The organism is Globicatella sanguinis, from assembly GCF_002847845.2.
Classification (GTDB): Bacteria; Bacillota; Bacilli; order Lactobacillales; family Aerococcaceae; genus Globicatella; species Globicatella sanguinis.
This window is the reverse complement of sequence record NZ_CP126962.1, coordinates 1386860-1407907: the sequence shown is the minus strand read 5'-3', so window position 1 is coordinate 1407907 and position 21048 is coordinate 1386860. Positions and strand designations below refer to the sequence as shown.

Here is a 21048-nt window from a genome sequence, read left to right as displayed (position 1 = left end):
TCTTATTACCATGGCGGTAGTGATGACAAAATGATATTTAATATCTACTAAAGGATTTTGGATAGTTTACCTACGCCTTCAACTTCAATAAATTTATTTGCTCGTAAATTTTTATCTATCTCACCAAATTGTCATCTGCTACTGCTTTATAAAATAAATACTCTTCAGATAATTTGCGGTGTTTTATCCCTATTTGTTCTAATCTTTTGTATTTTCAAAATTAACCGCCGCACCAATTAAATTCGCATTTTGCAGAAATTCACAACGATCAATCTTAACCTTCAAATCACCCGCACCATTTGCTTTTAAATAATGGTCAAGCTTTTCTTGGATGGGGGATACAAAATCATCTCTTTGTGAGATACCCCCTCCAATTAAAATGAGTTCAGGGTCCAGCATTAAGGCCACATTATACATACTTCTAGCCAAAGTATCATAGACTTCCTCAGCACCTACCTTCGCTTGTTCATTCCCTTTAGCTGCTAAGTCGAATAACTCTTTACCGGATTCAAAATGATAACGTTTAGCTGTTTCTACCGGACTAGCAATTTGACTCAATGTTTTTTGACCATCCATTAACATATACCCTATTTCGCCACCAAATAGATTCGCCCCTTTAACAAGTTGTTTATTAATACTAACAGCTCCACCAATTCCCGAACCAATAATATAAAAAACGACATTGTTTAAGTCTTTTGCTCTGCCATAATAAAGTTCTGCTAAAGCCGCTGAATTCGCATCATTTTCAATGGTTACTTGTTTATTGAATAATTCTGTCAATTCTTTAACAATTTCAAAATTATGGATATAAGGAATGGCACTAATGCCTTTAATCACCCCTAATTTTGAATCGACAGAACCAGGCGAACTAATACCGATCCCTTCAACATCAGCGAATTTAGTTGCCACTTGTCCCATTTGTTGTTTCATTTCATCCCAAGTTGTTGGGGTTTTAAACGATCCAGTATTCGTTATCTTGTCGTTATCCCAAACACCATATTTGACAGCTGTTCCTCCCATATCAAAACAGAGTATTTTCATTTTTCTTCCCACCTTCATCAAAATAAACTAACCTTCTCTCTTTGAAGATTAGTTTATCATTTTTGCGTTCAAGTGACTAGAGCGCTTTCTTATATCCTATATTTTTTATCAAAACTTACTAATAATTTGCATTTTATTGAATAGAGTCTAAATATTCCATATCTTCTATTTCAATTTCAAAATCTAATTTCGCATTCTCAATAATATATTTTTCATGAACAGATTTTGGTAGAGGTAAAATGTCTTTTTCTAATAAATAGCGAATGCAAATTTGCGGAATTGATTTTCCATATTTAGAAGCCATCTTTTCAATCTGTTCATTGCCTAATAGTCGTCCAGTAGCAATCGGTGAATAACCTTCAACTAAAATATCATTGGCTTTACAAAACTCTAACACTTCTGGGTTGGTATTCCCGATATGATATATAATTTGGTTGACCATCGGTTTAACTTTACAAACTTCCATAATATTTTCTAAATCTTTAACATCAAAGTTAGATACCCCAATCGCTTTGATACTTCCTGCTTCATAAGCTTCTTCTAAAGCACGCCACACTTCACGGTTTTCTTCAAAATAATTCAACTTTTCCGGATTTTCATGCATGATTGCCCATGGACGTGGGGCGTGAATTAACATTAAGTCAATATACTCTAAATCTAATTCTCTTAAAGCTTGTTCAATGCTCTCTTTGGCTTCTTGATAAGTTTTACGTTCAGCCGGCACTTTGGTCGTCACATAAACGTCCTCGCGTTTTAATCCAGAATCTCTAACTGCTTGACCAACCTCTGTTTCATTACCATAAACAATCGCAGTATCAACGTGGGTATATCCATTTTTTAAAGCAAATAACGTTGCATTATAAGCATCTTCAGGTGCTGATTGCCATGTCCCTAATCCTAATTTAGGAATTTTAACACCATTATGCAGTGTAAAAGTTTCCTCTAAAATTGTCATTATGTATCCTCCTTATGTTTACTATTACTTATAATTATAATGGTAACGCTGTCTTTTGTATAGAAGAATTAATAAAAATTGATAATGCGATGGTAAGCCTCTTTAATTCAGAACACTACCATTATAAAAATAATCTTTATATTTGTTCTTTAACTTTATATCTGCTCTTATTGTATATAATATAGATGCCCTCTTTCGTGGTAAATGGTGCAATTATGATTAGTAATATAGTTTTACTTGACTTGAGTTTGTTAGCGTGATAAACTAACTTAAGTACAATTTTATTACTTTTATTTTGATTATGAAATATTTAATCTTATTATCCCTAAGATAAAAATAATACTTATCATACAATTACAGTAATATTAAAATAGGAGAAAATCTATGATTTCATCAGTATATAGTATTAGAAATAACAACGAGTCTTTAGTATTAAAAGCCATCATTGAAAATGGCCCTATTTCACGAGCAAGTCTTTCTGAATTAACAACTTTAAACAAAGCTTCTATCTCATCAATTGTCAAAACCCTGATCGAGGAACGCCTTGTTAATGAAACCGGAATCGGTAATGCTAGTTCTATGGGTGGTCGTAAACCAATTTTATTAGAATACAACAGTTCCTCAGGAGCAGTTGTTGCAATGGATATTGGCTACAACTATATCAATGTTCTGGTTACTTTCTTAGATGGAAAAATCATTTTGGAACAACAACTAAGAAAAATTGAAATTAACACAAACACCATTAATGACTTATTAACCGACATTTTAGACTACGTTATAGAAAATGTTCCCAAAACAAATAAAGGGATTATTGGATGTGCACTTTCAATTCACGGTATCACGCAAAACAACACGATTAATTTCTCTCCAATTTATGATTTAATTGGGGATGATTTATACCAATTCTTATCAAATAAGTATGACTTCCCATTTTATTTCGAAAATGAAGCAAACTTAGCTGCTTTAGGAGAGTATACTTTCGTTTCACGCGTAGAAGATTTACTATGTATTTCGATTCACGGTGGAATTGGACTAGGTATTATAGAAAATGGGTTGCTTCATCATGGCAATGCTGGAAAAGCTGGTGAGATAGGACATTCGATCATTTTCCCTGATGGTAAAGCTTGCCGTTGCGGTAACAAAGGTTGTCTAGAAAAATATGCTTCTCAACAAGCAATTTATGAAAGTGTCGCCGAATCGTTTGATATTGATATTAATAAAATAAACTCAGATTATGTAGTTAAAATGCTATCAACAGACCATAGAGAACCACTTTTAGAGTTACTTCGAGAAAAAGCCATGTACTTAAGTTTATGTATAAATAATATTATTCTTTTCCATGACCCAGAAGTTGTTTATATTGACAGTTCTTTATATGAAAAAATTCCTGAATTACTAACATTTATTTATGATTCCTTAAATAGTCGTTTCACCGAAGGCGTTAAAATAAAAACTTCCGCTTTCGAAGGACGCTCTACTTTATTTGGAGGTGTAGCGCTAGTATTACGTAACTTCTTAAATATCCCAGTCTTTAAACTTGGAAATTATCAACAAGAAAACTAAATTACTGAAAAAGTTAAACACCTATTAGAGTGACTTTTTACAATCATATTCTAATAGGTGTTTTATTTGAATTATATAATTATTAATGTTGGCGGAGAAATCAGTGTCACTCTTTTTAAACTCTAGCTACTCTATTATTTGATCCATTTTTAGTTATTTATTCATTTACAAAATCAAACAAATATTATTCGCCTAATTTACTTTCTTATTACAAACATTCATATATAACTATACAACATCTTAACTAAGGGGCTAAATTTGTTTAATTGCAGGATATACTTTTTGATATCTTTCATAAACTTCTTGATATTTCGTTACATTGTCGGCATTGGGTTGATAACTCTTGTCATATTTCACAAATTTAGAAATACAATCTTCTACAGAATCCACCACTCCACTACCAATGGCAGCCAACATCGCTGCACCTACACCTGGTCCTTGCTCTGTTTCTAGTGTAATAATCTCAGCGTTAAATATATCTGCTTGCATTTGCAACCAGTCTTTATTTTTGGCTCCACCACCTACAGATACTAACCGATCAAACTCTTGATTGGAAACATTACTCATAATCATTTGGGCGTCTTTTAAAGAGAAAGTAATCCCTTCTAAAACTGCTCTGGCAAAATGTTTTAATCCATGACGAATATCGATATTGGTAAAACTTCCACGAATTTCACTATCATTATGCGGAGTACGTTCCCCGGTAATGTAAGGGGTAAATAATAATCCTTCTGAACCTGGTTCTATTTTATCAATCCCTTCAAGTAATTCTTCAAATTTTAAATTGCTTGCAAAGGTATTTTTGAACCAGTTTAATGAATTTCCAGCTGCCAATGTCACTCCCATAGCATAATATAAATCGGGAGCACTATGATTAAACAGATGGACTTTCCCTTTATAATCAACTTCGGCTGTTGGTTCACTTGCCAAGAACACACCACTCGTTCCAATTGAAATCATACCTAATCCTTTATCAACTATCCCTGCACCTAAAGCAGCACAGGCATTATCGGCTCCACCGGCATGAACACTCACATCATGAGTAAAGCCATATCGTTCTTTTATGTCAGTTGTAATTGAGGCTACTTTATCGATTGAACGATGCAAGGTTGGTAAAATTGAACGGTTAATATTAAATTGAGTTAAAATATCTTCCGACCAATCCAATTTTTCTATATCCAATAAAAGAGTACCCGCAGCATCCGAATAGTCCATTGAATACTCTCCGGTTAGACTATAAACCAAATAATCTTTTGGTAGCATTAAATGCTTCGTTTTCTGCCAGTTTTCTAGTTCATTTTCTTGAATCCATAAAATCTTTGGTAATGTGAAACCTTCAAGTGCTATATTTTTAGTAATCGCTAATAACTCAGGTCCAAATTCCTCCATAATGGTTTGACATTGTTTTGTGGTTCTGACATCATTCCATAAAATAGCCGGTCTTATCACTTCGTTATGTTGGTCGAGTAAGACTAAACTATGCATTTGACCAGAAAAACTAATGGCAACAAGACGCTCTGAAAAATCATCAACACGATTGTTCAACTCATCCATTACATTAAACATAGCCTCTTTCCAATCCAATGGATTTTGCTCACTATACCCTGGTTTAGGCTGTAATAAAGCATAATTTTGATCAGCGGTGGTGATTAATTCGCCAGATTCATTAAATAATAAACCCTTTAATGACCCTGTTCCTAAGTCAATACCTAAAACATAACTCATCTGTCCCACCTCAACTTTCTAAATTAGAACAATAAATCGTTTAAACGAGACTTCACAACTTCTAAATGACTTGATTCTAAATGGATGTCTTGATTTTCTAGGGCATAAGCTGTTAAGCTTTCTAAATCTTCTGCTCCATCTACAATGCGTTTACCAATTCCTTCAGTATAACTTGCATAGCGGTTTTCACGTAATTCATCTAAGTAACGTGTTTCTTTTAATTTCGCTGCCGCTTTTAAGCCTCGTGCATAGGTATCCATACCAGCAATATGCGCTAATAATAAGTCTTCCATTTTATGGGATGATCGTCTTACTTTTGCATCAAAGTTAATACCACCTGGTGCAATACCTCCATTTTCTAGGATTTCATACATGGTAAAGGTCGTATCATACACATTTGTTGGGAATTCATCCGTATCCCAGCCTAATAATAAATCACCTTGGTTAGCATCAATTGATCCTAATGCTTGATAGTTACGCGCAACATTTAATTCATGTTCAAAGGTATGACCCGCTAATGTCGCATGGTTGGCTTCTAGGTTTAATTTGAAGTCCCCTTCTAAACCGTATTTTTGAATAAAGGCCATCGTAGTTGCTGCATCAAAGTCATATTGATGTTTTGATGGTTCTTTTGGTTTTGGTTCAATTAAGAATTGTGGTTTATGACCAATTTTTTCGCCATAAGCAATCGCCATTTTGAATAAACGCGCAATATTATCTTGTTCTAAAGCCATATCAGTATTTAATAATGACTCGTAACCTTCACGACCACCCCAGAATACATAGTTCTCGCCACCTAATTTTTTACTGATGTCTAAGCCTTTTTTCACTTGGGCTGCCGCATAAGCAAATACATCTGCATTATTAGATGATGCTGCACCATTGTTATAGCGTGGATGAGAGAACATATTAGCGGTATTCCATAATAATTTAATTCCTGTTTCATCCATTTTCTCTTTAATTAAATCAGTAATTTCATCTAAATTTTGGAAGAATTCTTCTAATGAATCACCTTCTGGTGCAATATCCACATCGTGGAAGCAGAAATATTCTACACCTAATTTTGTTAAGATTTCAAAGAAAGCCTCTACACGATTACGCGCTGTATCCATTGGTGTTTCACCAAACCAAGTACGTTCATTAACGGGGTTACCAAATGGATCGCTACCATCTTGGGTCATGGTATGCCAATAAGCAACTGCAAAACGTAAATGTTCTTTCATTGTTTTGCCTAAAACCACTTCTTCTGGGTTATAGTGACGGAAAGCAAATAAATTATTTGTTTCTTTGCCTTCATATTTAATTTGACTAATCTCTGGGAAATAACTCATTTTTCATTCTCCTCTTCTTTTAAGGTTTGTTTGTCTAATAAACTAACTAAATAAATTGTAACGTTTTCATATGTTATTGTCAATACTTTTTATAAATTATTTTATTTGTTCTCAATATAAACATCATTAAAAATAAATGTGTGGTTATTCATCTTTTTTTAATATTTGAAACTTTTTCAACTTAATATGACTACTATCCGTTCTTTTTGAATAGCTTTTTTGACGTTTACAAAAAATAAATTTATTTTCGTAAAAAAGAACCTGTTTCGTCCTCTTTAAATGCTATAATCTGTTCAAAATGAACAGGTGGTGTATAATATGAAAATTAATCTTTTAATTATTTGTAGCGATTCAACCATTATCACTAAAATCCAACATGTCATGCATGATTTTCCTAAAATTAACTATCTTATTGAGAATTTGAGTTATCAAAATTTAAAAAAATTTTTAATAAGTAAACGCAATCAATTTGATGTCCTTTTAGTTCATGGTATTTTTAACCAACCGATTGCTGAGGAAACCGGCTTACCAACCTATTATTTGCGTGAAAATACAACGGATATCTTAATGACTATAAAGTTATGTCAAAATAATTCGCATCAAACGATTATTTATACTACTGATTCTCTTTATAAAGAAACTAAACAAGTTGTTGACTCACTCGATGTCGCAATACCCGTCATTGCGATTCATTCGTGGGAGCATTTAACCACTGAATTAAATAAATTGACTGAGAAAGGATATTCTATATTGATTACTGATTCCTATTTATATCCAATTACTAACTTAACTAGTTATGAAACTTTAACCTATGTAATCTCTAGCGAAACCATCAAGCGTCTAATAAAACATATCATTGAGGTTGTGTTACCAATTAAAAGGGTAAAATTTTACAATTCACTGTTAAAGTATTTACTCACTAAGAATCAAATTGACTATTTAATTTATGATGATCAACAACAATTATTATTTGAACACGAGACATTAAATTTTAAATTACCTCTCTCTCCTTCCATATTAGATTTATCCAATCAAAATTATGAAACAGAGGAAGATAAATTTGTTTTTGAAAATCAAATTTACCATCTTTATTCAAAAAAGAAAAAGCAAAGTATGGTTGAACTCGTACATCCTGCAGTAACGCTTCATTCTCTAACAGAACTTAATGAATTATTGCCAAATACCTACCTTCGACCTGTGTTAAATAAATATTTAGATAATATAAAGTTTAGGAAAATTGCTTCGAACTATTCCACATTCTTTGTCTATGGTAATCGGAATACCTTAAAAAGCTTAATGGGGGTGGTAATCAGTCAATATAATAATTTAACCACTCAGAATTATTATCTAATGGATTGCCGTCAATTTGATTCAAACTGGTGGATTCTCGCTCCAACTTTGCTATCACAATACGATACTCGTTATATTTTTCAACATACTGAGTGCCTGTCCGAATTTGACCAAGATAAATTAATACAAGTTGTCAATAATAACTTACAAAATCAACATTCTTGTTGTATTTATCTTTATGAAGCTGAGGAATCAAACACTTACGTACGAAATTCAATTTATTATCAATCTTTTCCCATAAGAATGCTCAATCTAAATGAGTATGTTGAGTTTGATGTAATCATCCGCTTGATGACGCATCATTATTGTCAAATAATGGATAAAACCATCTTTCATTATGATCAGCCTGCACTTGAACTACTAGAATCTTACCACTGGCACTCGAACTTTGCTCAACTTGAAACAGTCATTAAATGGATTGTTTCTTCCAATGAAGAAATCCGTGTGACCGCAAATCACATAAAAGAGAGTCTCAAAATTGTCCAAATGAATCAATTTTTTGATTGTCAAATTAAGCTAGAATTTTTACCTAACACATAATACGTTTGCTTTTTTTCTAATTGATAATTAAAATGGTTGTTCGAAAGTTCAAGTATAAATTAGCCACTGACTTTAAGGTTTCCACAACGTCAGATTTGTGGCAAGTGTAGTGAGTCAGATTGATGCATTAAATCGTTAGAGCTTGACTTGGATGCTCCGGTATGATACTCGCGAATAGCGAGTTGGGGAAAGGGTTTGGGTAGAAGACCCAAAAAGCATCCCCAAATCATCATGCCGGGCTAGGCACCAAGTCAAGCTCTAACAATCAGGTGCCTTACGCAATGGATTCACTGTCTTAACAAACACATTGTGTGCATTAGAAAGCATCTATCCATCCAAGTTCCTTACAACAATCGATAAAAACTTCAATTGGCGTTCGATAACCTAATGATTTTCGTGGAATTTCATTGCGGAAATGAGCTGTTTGGCTGAGTATTTCCTGCGATATATCGGTAAAATCCATCCCCTTAGATAACCCATCTCTTCGAAGTAGTCCATTAGAGTGTTCATTTAAGCCGCGTTGTGACGGACAACCGGGATCAGCAAAGTAAATATTGATGTCATTGACATTTGAAATGGCTTGCCAATCAGAAAATTCTTTTCCACAATCAAACGTAATGGATTTAAATAAATTTCTCGGTAAATAAGCAAACCAGTTATCACAAGCGATTCGCACATCACTTGCTTTGCGACTGTTAATTTTTATCGGGATGATGAGTTTACTGATTCTTTCGACCAGTGTTAGGACTGCACTCTTATGGTCTTTTCCGACAATAGTGTCACCTTCTAGATGTCCAAATTCTTTCTCATATTGTGGATTTTCTTTTTGACGATCTTCGATGGTGCGTCTAAAGTGTTGTTTACCTCTTTTTTCCTGATACCCATTAGGTTTTCTCTTACCTTTCATCGGTAAAGTTGAGGGATCAAAGAGTTCCGAGTCTTTAAAACGACGATAAAGTGTTCGAGCTGTACATCCTAATGGGAGTTCATTCCGACCAATGATGACGTCAGGAGACCACCCCTGGTCCACTTTTTTCTTAATATATGTGATTTGTTTAGTGTTAAAGACCTTCTTTTTGGCACCACAGCGTGATTTATTCTCTTTATATTGATCGTAGTATTCCTGAATATTACCACTATTTTTAAGAAAATTAACGACGTTATAAATGGTTTGGATGGCCCGATTTAATTTTTTAGCGATATCCGTTACTTTTTTACCGCTATCGTAATAATTTTCTATCCAAATCAATTCTTTCATGGTAAGATGTGTATAAGCCATTTGTATGTACTCCTTCCTTAGCATGTGATTTTATGTTTAGGATACCATACAAATGGCCTATTTATTTTTCTAGCTTAATTTTACTATCCAAGATTTAAAAAATCATATCTCAAGGATGCAACAATGACCAACAATCTTAAACTAGATGAATACATTCGAGAAATTATTCAAACAAAATTAAAAGAATTTGGCAATAATAAGGAAAAAACTTCCCAAGCATTAAACATCAGTCGAAGTCGGTTAAATCGCTATTTGAAATAAATGGCTGCATCATTTAGAGAGTTGATAGACATATAATCTTTAAATCCTCTTTAACATTGAGCCAAATAAATAAATGCCCTTAGGTAAACAATTATTACCTAAAGGGCATATGCATGATACATAATAAATTAAAGCATTATTTGATTAATGATTCCCATTTCCAATCTAAAACTTCCGGAATATCACTTCCATGTTCACGGATATAATCTGTATGATAGGCAACAGTATCTAACATTTTTTCTTTAAACGCTCCCGCTGCATCACCATAAACAGCCTCAGCTGCATCTTTTGCTAAATGGAAACGATCAAGTTCTGATAATACACGCATATCAAATGGTGTGGTAATATCCCCATTTTCACGGTAACCGTGGATTGAAATATGATGATTTTGACGTTTAAAGAATATATCACGGATCATCCCTTCATAACCGTGGAAAGCATAGATAATCGGCTTATCAGTTGTGAATAGGTTATTAAACTCATCGTCAGTCAATCCTCTAGCATCAACTTCTGGATGGCGTAATTTCAATATATCGACTATATTAATAAAGCGAATCTTCATTTCAGGGAATGCTTTATTTAATATTGATATGGCTGCGAGTGCTTCTAAGTTTGGCTCCGTTCCGGCCGCTGCAATGACCACATCTGGAGTTTCTCCATTATCAGTAGATGCCCAGTCAATTACTTTATAGCCTTTTTCTACCAATTCTTGCGCTTCATCAGCTGAGTAAAATTGTGGACGTGGATGTTTTGAAGAAACAATTAAATTAATTTTATCTTCGTCTTGTAAAGCTTTATCCATTACAGCCAATAAACTATTGGTATCCGCTGGTAAATATTCACGAATAAATTCAGGTGTTTTTTCAGCTAAATGTGTTAATAAATCTGGATCTTGGTGCGTATAACCATTATGATCTTGTTGAAATACTGTAGATGTCGCAATCAAGTTTAATGAAGGATAATTTTTACGCCATGGCGCATGTGTTTTAGACTTACGTAACCATTTGAAGTGTTGAGTAATCATGGAATCGACTACTCGCAAGAATGATTCATATGACGCAAAGAATCCATGACGTCCAGTCAAAACATAACCTTCTAAGAATCCTTCTGCTTGATGCTCGGATAATTGTGAGTCAATGACGCGACCAACTGGTGAAATCCATTCATCATATTCTTTATTCATACGACCTAACCATTGACGATTAGTCGCATCAAATACATGTTGTAGGCGATTAGATTTTGTTTCATCTGGTCCGAAAATACGGAAGTTTTTTGGGTTTTCTTTTATTAAATCAGCCGCATATTTGCCTAATTCAATCATATCTTGTGCGATTATTTCACCAGGTTGTCGTATATCTAACGCATGTTGTCTCCAATCGGCTGTGTTCATCTTTTCAACAATCCCTGCATTCGTTACAGGATTCATTGACATTCTACGTTGGCCTTTTGGTGAAAGAGCTCGAATTTCTTCTTTTACATATCCTTTTTCATCGAATAATTCTTCAGGCTTATAAGATTCTAACCATTCCACTAAATATGGAGCAGTCGTCATATCTTTACCTGTAACTGGAATTGGAACTTGATGGGCTCTAAATCCGCCTTCAATTGGTTCGCCATTCCATTCTTTTGGACCCGTCCATCCTTTAGGTATTCTTACAATAAGTACTGGCCATTTTGGTTGTGTTGCTTCTTCAGCTGGGTGTTTTCTCGCTTTGGTTTGAATATTTTTAATTAATTCAATTGCTTCATCTAATTTTTTGGCCATTTGCGTATGAACCACTTCAGGATCTGTTCCACCTACAAAAATAGGGGTCCAACCCAATCCATTGAACATATCCATTAATTCTTCATTAGTTTTACGCTCTAAAATAGTTGGATTATGAATTTTCCCACCATTTAAATATAAAATCGGTAAAACAGCACCGTCATTCACAGGGTTGATAAATGTATTTGAGAACCAGCCAGCCGCTAGTGGTCCTGTCTCAGCTTCACCATCTCCAACTACTGTTGCTGCAATTAAATTTGGATTATCTAAAATCGCACCGGTAGCATGAGAAAGAGAATAACCTAATTCTCCTCCTTCATGAATTGACCCTGGTGTTTCAGGCGCAGCGTGTGAAGCAATTCCTCCAGGAAAAGAGAAAATTTTACATAATTGTTTTAAACCAGCTTCATCTGGTGTGATTTCTGGATATAGTTCTGAATATGATCCATCAATAAATGAATTGGAAACCATCACTTGTCCACCGTGTCCAGGTCCTTCAATATAGAACATATCTAAATCATACTTGTTAATTACACGATTTAAATGAGCATAAATAAAATTTTGACCTGAAATAGTCCCCCAGTGTCCAATTGGCGTTAATTTTACATCTTCTCTAGATAACTCTCTACGCAATAAAGGATTATCTTTTAAATACATCTGTGCCACTGAAATATAGTTCGCTGCTCTCCACCATTTATCTACTTTTTCCAAGTAGCTTCTATCATCATAATTAGTCATTGTTGACTCCTCTCAATAAGTACTGCTTACATCTTCAGTTAGTTTGTGACCTAAACCAACTTACAGATGTATTGTAAAATGACAATAAATTTATGTCAATAGTTATATAAAAAATTCACAAATAGGAGGATAAATAAAAGGCTATTTCTCCCTATGGATACAAATAGCCCGCCTCATTAATAATTAAAATTCTATCTTATCACCACATACTCCAAGCCAACTAACTTAGCCCATGCAACTAATTGATCTGTCTTTAAAGCTAATGAAACAACGGTATGGTGGCCTCCACCCGCTTCAATCCAAGCGTGCACACCTTCCTTGAAGCTTGGCAATACTTCCCACATTACGCGTGCGACTGGTAATTTAGGCGCCGGTTCTTCAGGTGTAAAGGCTTTAACTTCATTGATTAATAACTTATAGTGTGTCCCAAAATCGGCAATAGAAGCCACAACTCCGTCACCAGCTTTGCCATCAAATACCAGTCTGGCCGGATCATCTTTCCCACCAATGCCAAGAGGTGCGACTAATATTTTTGGCTTATTGACCGCTAAACTTGGATCTACTTCTAGCATATGAGATTGTAAGATAGCTTCTTTCCCTTCAGCTAGTTCATAGGTATAATCTTCCATGAAGCCTGTAGCCGTATTGTGAGACATTACTTTCATGAAACGATCTAAAGCGGCAGTTTTCCAATCGCCTTCTCCCGCAAAACCATACCCTTGAGCCATTAATCGTTGAACCGCTAAACCTGGTAATTGTTCCATACCCCATAAATCTTCAAAATTACTAGTAAAGGCTGTATAACCACCATCATCTAAGAAACGTTTTAAGGCAATTTCATAACGTGCTTGAGTCTTAACATGTTTTTCCCAGACCTCTTTTTCGTAATCAGCATAATCAAAATCATAGAGCTTTTCATATTCAGCAAATAATTGATCGACTTCTTCATCAGTCACCTTCTCCACCACGGCAACCAAATCCCCAATGCCATAATAATCGACCGTCCAGCCTAATTGAATTTGGGCTTCCACTTTATCTCCTTCAGTTACCCCTACATTACGCATGTTATCACCAAAACGAGCCACTTTTAAATTAAAACTTTCACCATAAGCTACTGCTAAATCCATCCAACGGGCAATTTTTTGTTGAACATCTGTATTTTTCCAATATCCGACTACGATTTCATTATTTTTTTGCAAACGAGCATTAATAAAACCATACTCGCGATCGCCATGGGCAGATTGATTGAGGTTCATAAAATCCATGTCAATAGTAGACCATGGAATTGATTCATTAAATTGAGTTGCTAAATGTAATAATGGTTTTTGTAATAATTTAGTTCCACGAATCCACATCTTCACTGGTGAGAATGTATGCATCCAAGTAATAACACCGGCTACTTCATCACGATAATTAATTTCTTTCATTAATTTTGTGATAACATCAGCAGATACCGCTAATTCTTCTTGAAACACCACTGGATAAGGTAAATTACCTTCTTTATTTAAGTGATCAATAATAGTACGGGCATCTTTTCTTACCTCTTCTAATGCTTCTGGTCCATATAAATGTTGGGACCCTACTACTAACCAAAACTGTTTATTTGATACTTCTAACATCTACATCCCTCTTTCATTATTTTTGCCCATAGTAGGCATCTTTTCCATGCTTTCTTTGATAATGTTTTTCCAATATATAGTTCGGTAATTCTGGGGCATCAGAATTCAATTGCATTGTATAAAAGTTCATTTTACAAACTTCCTCTAATACAACCGCATGCATCACAGCATCTTTGGCATCTTTGCCCCATGTAAAAGGTCCATGCCCTTTTAATAAGATACCGGGGACTGCCAAGGGTTGAATCTTACGTTCAGTAAGTGTCTCAACAATCACTTCGCCTGTATTGGCTTCATAACCTGCTTCGACTTCTTCTGAGGTTAAATAACGAGCACAAGGGACTGTTCCATAAAAAGTATCCGCATGAGTGGTACCAAAGCATGAGACATCTTTTCCTGCTTGTGACCAAACGACAGCCCAAGGTGAATGTGTATGCACAACTCCTCCGATATCTGGATAATGACGATACAAGGCCGCATGTGTCAACATATCAGAAGAAGGTCGATTTGTTCCTTCAACGATATTTCCATCAAAATCACAAACAACCATATCCTCTGGTGTCATCACATCATAATCTACTCCTTGTATAATGAACACATAGTAAATAGTGTTCTTTTTTTTTTACTATATGATAATCATAGGCTTGTGGATTGGTTCTTACTCCTATAGCTTAGACTATTTTATTAAGGCTCCAACCACATTTCTATGTTTATTTGTTTATGAGTTAGATAACGCTAGACGTTTTATCTCGTGCAAGGATACGATACATAGTTTTTGTGGATAACCACAGCCAATTTATTTTAAAGGATGTGTTTTTATGTTGCTTATTGGTATCGATGTTGCTAAGGATAAGCATGATTGTTTTATTTGTGATTCTGATGGGAATGTGATTAGAGATGTCTTTACCTTTTCCAATGATAGGGAAGGCTTTAATCTTCTTTTATCTTTTATGCCAACATCTTCTGAAAATGTAAAAGTGGGGCTTGAAGCTACTGGTCATTACAGCTTAAACTTAATCAATTTTTTGATTGATAATGGCTACTCCCCAGTAGTTTTCAATCCTTTGCAAATTAATCTTTTCAGAAAAGCTCATACGCTTAGAAAGACTAAAACTGATAAAATTGATGCTAAGTTAATTGCTCTTATGCTTTCTTCCAGTGATGCTAAACCCCACTTGGATTTATCTTACCATGTTACGGAGCTTAAGTCACTGACTAGATATCGTTCTAGACTTAAAGATCAATTAGCTAGGCTCAAAATCTCGCTTGCTAGAATCATTGAGATTGTGTTTCCAGAGCTTGAGGATTGCGTTTACTCGATTAATCAAAAATCTACTATGGCTCTTCTTTATGAGTTCCCTTCAAAGGAATTAATCGCAAATGCTCATCTTACTAGGCTTACTAATCTCCTTAAAGATAATTCTAAAGGTAGATATTCTAAGGACAAGGCGTTAGAAATTAGAAATGTTGCGAGCAATTCTATTGGAACTAGTTCTGATGCAAGTAGTTTTGAGCTTGTTCAAACGATTGATATGATTAATTTCTATTCTTCTAAAATGGATGAACTAGATGCTAAGATAGAAGATATTATGATTGAATTAAACTCTCCTATTCTATCTATCCCTGGTATTTCTTACAATCTTGGTTCTATTATTTTAGCTGAGATTGTTGATATCAATCGATTTGATACTCCTGCTCAGTTACAAGCTTTTGCTGGCCTTGATCCAACCACTCATCAGTCTGGAAAATTTATCGCTACGGGTGTTTCTATGGTTAAACGTGGCTCTCCTTATCTTAGATGGGCTATCCTCAATGCTTCTAGGTTAATAGCTATGAGAGATCCTTGCTTTAAAGATTATTATCAGGGAAAGAGAAAGGAAGGTAAACACCACTACGTTGCTCTTACACACGTTGCTAAAAAGCTAATCAGAGTTATATTTAAATTACTTAAAACAAACACTCAGTTTGTTCCTCAAACATAACTTCATTTTTAAAATTGCCTTTTTTCAAGGCTTATTTGCCATGCTCATTTTTATTAGATTGTCTTTTGCTATCTTTCATAAAATTCTTTTGTTTTCTACTTGACTTCATATAGTTAGTCTGAAGGCTTAATGACAAATAATTTTTGCTCATGGTCGGCTTGACTAACATTCCCCCATGTATATTTAATTAAGCCTCTTTTTGGTAATTCTAAATTTTCTTCATAAACGATTCTTTTTAATTCTTCTAACATTTGATTCTCCTCAAGATTTAAAATAACTAATGGCTGCTTTTTCGATTGGTAATCCTAATTTATAACTTGATAAATAGGCTTTTGCGTTCTTGACTTCTTCTCCTTCAGGCTGAACGGTAACATTTTCTATTTCCTTAAAGACAATTGTTTCTAAATACTCATTTAAAGCTAAATCAGCATGGTTTAAATAATCGGCTAATAACGCCATTCCCCAGGCACCACCTTCATTTGAAGTTGTTGTAACCGTGACGGGAATATTTAAAATATTAGCTAAAATAGTTTGCGCCACTTTAGGGGTAGTAAAGATACCACCATGACCTAGTAATTGATCAATCTCGATTTGTTCATTTTGGGTTAATAATTCCATCCCAATGGCCAGTGTACTAAAAGCTGATAGTATTTGAGATTTAAATAAATTCGCTAAGTTAAATTGACTGTTAGGTTGACGGACCAGTAATGGTCGACCTTCTTCAATTTGGATAATATTTTCTCCTGAGAACAGTCCATAGTTTAATAATTGACCACAGTTTGGGTCACCTTCTAATGCTTGATTAAATAATAGTGTATACGTTTGATCAAGAGATAATGGACTCCCCGCCTTTTGAGCAAACTCATAGAAGAGATTTACCCAAGCATTAATATCCGAGGTACAGTTATTAGCATGTACCATTGCCACATCATCTCCGCTTGGAGTGGTAACCATATCAATCTCAGGATATATATTACTCAAGGGTTGTGCGAGTACAATCATAGCAAAAATAGAAGTACCTGCTGAAACATTACCTGTTTTCGGACTCACACTATTGGTCGCAACCATGCCGGTTCCTGCATCACCTTCCGGAGGGCATAGACGACTTCCTGGCTCTAAATCACCCTCTGGATCAAGCAACAAAGCGCCCGCTTGTGTTAGTTGCCCTGCATCTTGACCCGCAATGAGCACTTCAGGCAATACCATTTTAATCTGCCATGGAAATACTTTGCTCTCAATCAATTTATCAAACTGCATCAATTTTTCTTTATCATACTGTTGAGTTGTCGAATCAATTGGAAACATCCCAGAAGCATCTCCTACTCCTAGTACTTTTCTATCTGAAAGCAACCAGTGGATGTATCCGGCTAAAGTCGTCATAAAATCTAATTCATAAAGATGGGGTTCTGAATCCAAAACTGCTTGATACAAATGAGCGATGCTCCAACGTTCCGGTATATTAAAATGAAATTCATCCGTTAATAATTTGGCAGCTTCTGTTGTATTATTATTGCGCCAAGTTCTAAACGGTACTAACAGATTTCCGTCAGCATCGAAAGGTAAATAACCATGCATCATCGCGCTAATGCCGATTTGTCCAATCTTCGTTAAGGTTACTCCATATTGATCTTTTACTGCTGCTTTTAGATAGGTAAAGCAAGTTTGTAGTCCTTCAATGATGGCATCTTGACTATACGTCCAAAAACCATCTACTAATTGGTTTTCCCATTGATAAGAACTATCGGCTAATAATTTTTGTTGGTCATCGATTAAGATGGCTTTAATTCTAGTAGAACCGAATTCAATTCCTAAACTTGTTTGTCCGAGCAATATTTTTCTTTTATTTCCATTTAATCACCTCTTAAAAACAATGTATCCCCTTACAATATAAATTATAAATATTTTGTACGTACATGTCAATGGTGATTTTTATTTGTTTGTACAAAAAAGAGATAACATCACTGTTATCTCTCAACTAATTCACCTACAAATATTTCCGTCTCAATGACTTTATTTTTTTCAATTGATTCGATCATTTTATTAGCCGCTATTCGTCCTAATTCATCTTTTATATGTTGGACACTACTAAAACCGCCTACCACTGAAAGGATGGAATTATCGTGACTGGATAATTGTAGTTTACTTCCTAAAATAGGGTTCTTTGATGCTACTAATTGTTGTAATTTTAAAGCCACCTTATCATTATAGCAAACAAAAGTTCGAGTCGTCGTTTCATCATTTAAGATTTGGTTGGCAATATTAGCCAATGCTGTATCGAGTGTTTCAGTTGTATAAGTATGAATGGCCTCTTTACTAAAACTAACGCCTTCTTCTTCAAAAGCTTTAATAAATCCTTTCATTCTTAATTTTCCTTGTAAATCATCAATCTTCGTAATTAAACCAATATTCGTGATTCCTTGTTTAAGCCAAAACTCAGTTGCTTTTTGAGCAGCTTGTCTATCATCCATCGCAATATAGGGTAAATCGAGTGTTTCATAATGTGCATTAATAAATAATATGGGGATACCCAGTTCTTTAAATTTGGAATAGTAAGCAATATTAGGATTGAACAAATTACTCTTTGTTGGTTCGACAATTAAGCCAGCTACTTCCTCATCCAACATACGTTTTAGACAAATTTCTTCTTGGACAATATCATTATCGGTACTTGCTAAAACAAGGCTGTAATTATTTTGTCGTAGTACCTCTTCAATTCCTCTAATAATATTGGGGAAAATATAATCAGAAAGATAAGTAGTGATGACACCAATTTTTCGCGTTGAATTGTTATTAGTCGACTCAATTAAACGATTTTTTACATAGGTTCCTGATCCTTTTTCAGAGCGTAAATAACCTTCATTGATTAAAATCGAGAGTGCTTGTCTAATGGTATGTCGACTAACATCAAATTGTTCCTGTAATTTGGCTTCGGTGGGAATCACATTGCCAACGGCATAAGTTCCCTTTATTATTTCTTCTCTTAAAACTTCAGCTATTTGCTGGTATTTCGGTAAACTCATCTCTTAATCTCTCCAACTATAATTTGTACGTACATTTATTTTAACGGATTATCAATTAAAATACAATATAAAAAAATTGGAGAAAATTAAATTTTATCCTCAACTTACTCTTTTCTTCAATTCAATTGCATTGAGAGTAATCACACAAAACCATTTTGAATGAACGAAAAATCAATGATTCGATTATTATGCAATTGATTTGTCAATTTATGAATGTTTATAATAAATCGACACGTATTGGATTGAAAAAATCCATAAAAATTGAGTTTTCTGATAATGGAATGCATCCATGTTCAACATTAGAGCGAAGTGCTAAGGTGTCACCTTCATTGACAATTCTTTCTTCCTGTTCACCATTTTCGTGAATAATTAAGAACTTAAATGTTCCTTTTTTAATATAAGTAATTTGTTCATGAAAATGCTTATGGGTCGCGATTGCTGAATTTTCATCAACTGGATGTTCAAATGCCATCTCCACTAACATACTTCCATCCAAAATTTGGGCAATACGTCTTTTAGAATTATCCGTTAATTGTACCCATTCTTGATTAATTGCCATATTCATTCCCCCTTGTTATAAGTTTATTTTATCGAATAATTAATTTTTTGAATATACATAATTTTGTAGAGGCAGCTCTTAAATATCAAGTTTAACTCTCATCATTGGGCATTAAGAAAACGTGAATCAGTTATATAGTCTAGGCATAGCCAGCCAAACTTGAAATTAATCTTCATAGTTTTATACTTTTAGTATCATTATTCCTATCTACCATTTAAGGAATTTCGAATTTAAAATGCGCACAATTTGCGCACAAAACGCATTATTTATTCAAGAATGTTGATTTAATAGGATTTATAGAACAAAAAAAAAGGCACATAACTTCATCACTTATAGCTGCTACCTTCCGGTCCTGACTCGATTCGTGAATCCGTTATTGCCTTTATTCATTATAACATATTTATTTTGAGAATTCCAATCTTTTTCAATGTTTAATAATGAACACTTTCGATAGTATCCCAATAATGTTATACACATCCAAAACTCCTGAGGAAAGCTAACCATAGTAATCTTTAAAAATATCTCAAGTAGTCAAAAAGATGTTACAAACGTCAAAAAATTCTGATAACACGGTTACCTTTATTGATCCTGTTGTTTGTTTAAGCATTAATTTACTTTATACGATGCTTTCATCGTTTTTGGTTCATATTGATGGCACCTGTTGATACATAAATTCTAATTCCACCAAAAGAGCTAATAAACATCAACCATTGCTGTTTCTAGCAAATGTTGCTAGTTTATCCACAAAATAAAGAAAGTTATCCACAGTTAATGTGTAAAATGTTGACAGCTTTGTGGATAACTATTAACTCTTTGTGGATAACTTTTTCTTTTTCCGTAAGTTTCTGAAAAAATTAGTTAGTTTTGCTCCACATTCATCTGCTAGTATTCCCGAAATAACTTCTGGTTGATGATTAAAACGAGGTTCTTCTAATAAATTGAGCACACTTCCTACACTGCCTGCTTTTGGATCATGGGCTCCATAGACCACTGTTTTAACTCGCGACAATATAATGGCACCTGCACACATGGCACATGGTTCTAATGTCACATATAGTGTCGCATCTTCTAATCGCCATTTTTCTAATATTTGATTAGCTTGGTCGATGGCTAATAATTCAGCATGTGCAATCGCCCGTTTAGAAATTTCTCTTAAATTATGTGCTTTAGCAACGACTTGGTTATCTACAACTATGATGGCACCGATGGGTACTTCTCCTTGCATTTCAGCTAATGAGGCTTCCATCATTGCTATTCGCATAAATTTTTCATGTTTCAACCGTTGTGTTTCAGTTAATTCCATTTCTTTGCGACTCCTTATGA

The 21048-nt window shown here is 34.4% G+C and carries 15 protein-coding genes, 1 other RNA gene and 2 pseudogenes; 4 read left to right on the top strand and 14 right to left on the bottom strand.

Features of this window, described 5'->3' with window-relative positions; all coding sequences use genetic code 11:
* Positions 1–198 precede the first annotated feature (198 nt).
* The gene (locus CYJ72_RS06135; protein WP_066124866.1) at positions 199–1041 is read right to left on the bottom strand and encodes an ROK family protein; all 843 of its coding nucleotides are present in this window, start codon (positions 1039–1041) and stop codon (positions 199–201) included.
* Between the two features lie 133 nt (positions 1042–1174).
* The gene (locus CYJ72_RS06130) at positions 1175–1996 is read right to left on the bottom strand and encodes an aldo/keto reductase (RefSeq protein WP_066124868.1); all 822 of its coding nucleotides are present in this window, start codon (positions 1994–1996) and stop codon (positions 1175–1177) included.
* A 384-nt stretch (positions 1997–2380) separates the two neighbouring features.
* Between CYJ72_RS06130 and CYJ72_RS06125 the strand changes: the two genes are divergently transcribed.
* Entirely contained in the window at positions 2381–3559 is a 1179-nt protein-coding gene (locus CYJ72_RS06125; protein ID WP_066124870.1) for an ROK family transcriptional regulator, read from the top strand.
* Positions 3560–3811: 252 nt separating this feature from the next.
* On the opposite strand, the gene xylB is transcribed toward CYJ72_RS06125, so the two are convergent.
* Positions 3812–5284, bottom strand: a complete 1473-nt coding sequence (gene xylB, locus CYJ72_RS06120; protein ID WP_066124872.1) for a xylulokinase — start codon at positions 5282–5284, stop codon at positions 3812–3814.
* Between the two features lie 23 nt (positions 5285–5307).
* A complete protein-coding gene (gene xylA, locus CYJ72_RS06115) occupies positions 5308–6615 on the bottom strand; it encodes a xylose isomerase (RefSeq protein WP_066124874.1) in 1308 nt (435 codons plus the stop codon).
* Between the two features lie 318 nt (positions 6616–6933).
* Here xylA and CYJ72_RS06110 point away from each other — a divergent pair, with 318 nt between their 5' ends.
* Positions 6934–8505, top strand: a complete 1572-nt coding sequence (locus tag CYJ72_RS06110; protein WP_284628665.1) for a PrpR N-terminal domain-containing protein — start codon at positions 6934–6936, stop codon at positions 8503–8505.
* A 316-nt stretch (positions 8506–8821) separates the two neighbouring features.
* On the opposite strand, the gene CYJ72_RS06105 is transcribed toward CYJ72_RS06110, so the two are convergent.
* Positions 8822–9784: an IS30 family transposase gene (locus CYJ72_RS06105; protein ID WP_101975427.1), complete on the bottom strand. Its 963-nt coding sequence runs from the start codon at positions 9782–9784 to the stop codon at positions 8822–8824.
* Between the two features lie 123 nt (positions 9785–9907).
* On the opposite strand from CYJ72_RS06105, the gene CYJ72_RS06100 reads away from it, so the two are divergent.
* Complete coding sequence (locus CYJ72_RS06100; RefSeq protein WP_284628661.1) at positions 9908–10045, top strand: helix-turn-helix domain-containing protein; 138 nt, start codon at positions 9908–9910, stop codon at positions 10043–10045.
* A gap of 136 nt (positions 10046–10181) precedes the next feature.
* On the opposite strand, the gene CYJ72_RS06095 is transcribed toward CYJ72_RS06100, so the two are convergent.
* The 3 genes and pseudogenes from CYJ72_RS06095 to araD (CYJ72_RS06085) all read right to left on the bottom strand — a co-directional run.
* Complete coding sequence (locus CYJ72_RS06095; protein WP_066124879.1) at positions 10182–12548, bottom strand: phosphoketolase family protein; 2367 nt, start codon at positions 12546–12548, stop codon at positions 10182–10184.
* A 191-nt stretch (positions 12549–12739) separates the two neighbouring features.
* A complete protein-coding gene (araA, locus tag CYJ72_RS06090) occupies positions 12740–14167 on the bottom strand; it encodes an L-arabinose isomerase (RefSeq protein WP_284628657.1) in 1428 nt (475 codons plus the stop codon).
* A 16-nt stretch (positions 14168–14183) separates the two neighbouring features.
* Positions 14184–14753 (bottom strand): annotated as a pseudogene (araD, locus tag CYJ72_RS06085) (L-ribulose-5-phosphate 4-epimerase AraD); the annotation flags it as partial.
* A gap of 229 nt (positions 14754–14982) precedes the next feature.
* Here araD (CYJ72_RS06085) and CYJ72_RS06080 point away from each other — a divergent pair.
* The gene (locus CYJ72_RS06080; protein WP_071407955.1) at positions 14983–16146 is read left to right on the top strand and encodes an IS110 family RNA-guided transposase; all 1164 of its coding nucleotides are present in this window, start codon (positions 14983–14985) and stop codon (positions 16144–16146) included.
* Positions 16147–16265: 119 nt separating this feature from the next.
* On the opposite strand, the pseudogene araD (CYJ72_RS06075) reads toward CYJ72_RS06080, so the two are convergent.
* From araD (CYJ72_RS06075) to tadA, 6 genes and pseudogenes are all read right to left on the bottom strand, one after another.
* A pseudogene (araD, locus tag CYJ72_RS06075) lies at positions 16266–16397 on the bottom strand (L-ribulose-5-phosphate 4-epimerase); the annotation flags it as partial.
* A gap of 10 nt (positions 16398–16407) precedes the next feature.
* The gene (locus tag CYJ72_RS06070) at positions 16408–17976 is read right to left on the bottom strand and encodes a xylulokinase (RefSeq protein WP_284628654.1); all 1569 of its coding nucleotides are present in this window, start codon (positions 17974–17976) and stop codon (positions 16408–16410) included.
* A 134-nt stretch (positions 17977–18110) separates the two neighbouring features.
* Positions 18111–19166 (bottom strand): GntR family transcriptional regulator, encoded by a 1056-nt coding sequence (locus CYJ72_RS06065; RefSeq protein ID WP_066127057.1) that lies wholly within the window; start codon positions 19164–19166, stop codon positions 18111–18113.
* Between the two features lie 217 nt (positions 19167–19383).
* Positions 19384–19725 carry a cupin domain-containing protein gene (locus CYJ72_RS06060; protein WP_066127054.1) on the bottom strand — a complete coding sequence of 114 codons (342 nt, stop codon included), beginning with the start codon at positions 19723–19725 and terminating at the stop codon, positions 19384–19386.
* Positions 19726–20021: 296 nt separating this feature from the next.
* Positions 20022–20117: signal recognition particle sRNA small type (gene ffs, locus CYJ72_RS06055), an RNA gene on the bottom strand.
* A gap of 413 nt (positions 20118–20530) precedes the next feature.
* Complete coding sequence (gene tadA, locus CYJ72_RS06050; protein WP_066123793.1) at positions 20531–21028, bottom strand: tRNA adenosine(34) deaminase TadA; 498 nt, start codon at positions 21026–21028, stop codon at positions 20531–20533.
* Between the last annotated feature and the right edge of the window lie 20 nt (positions 21029–21048).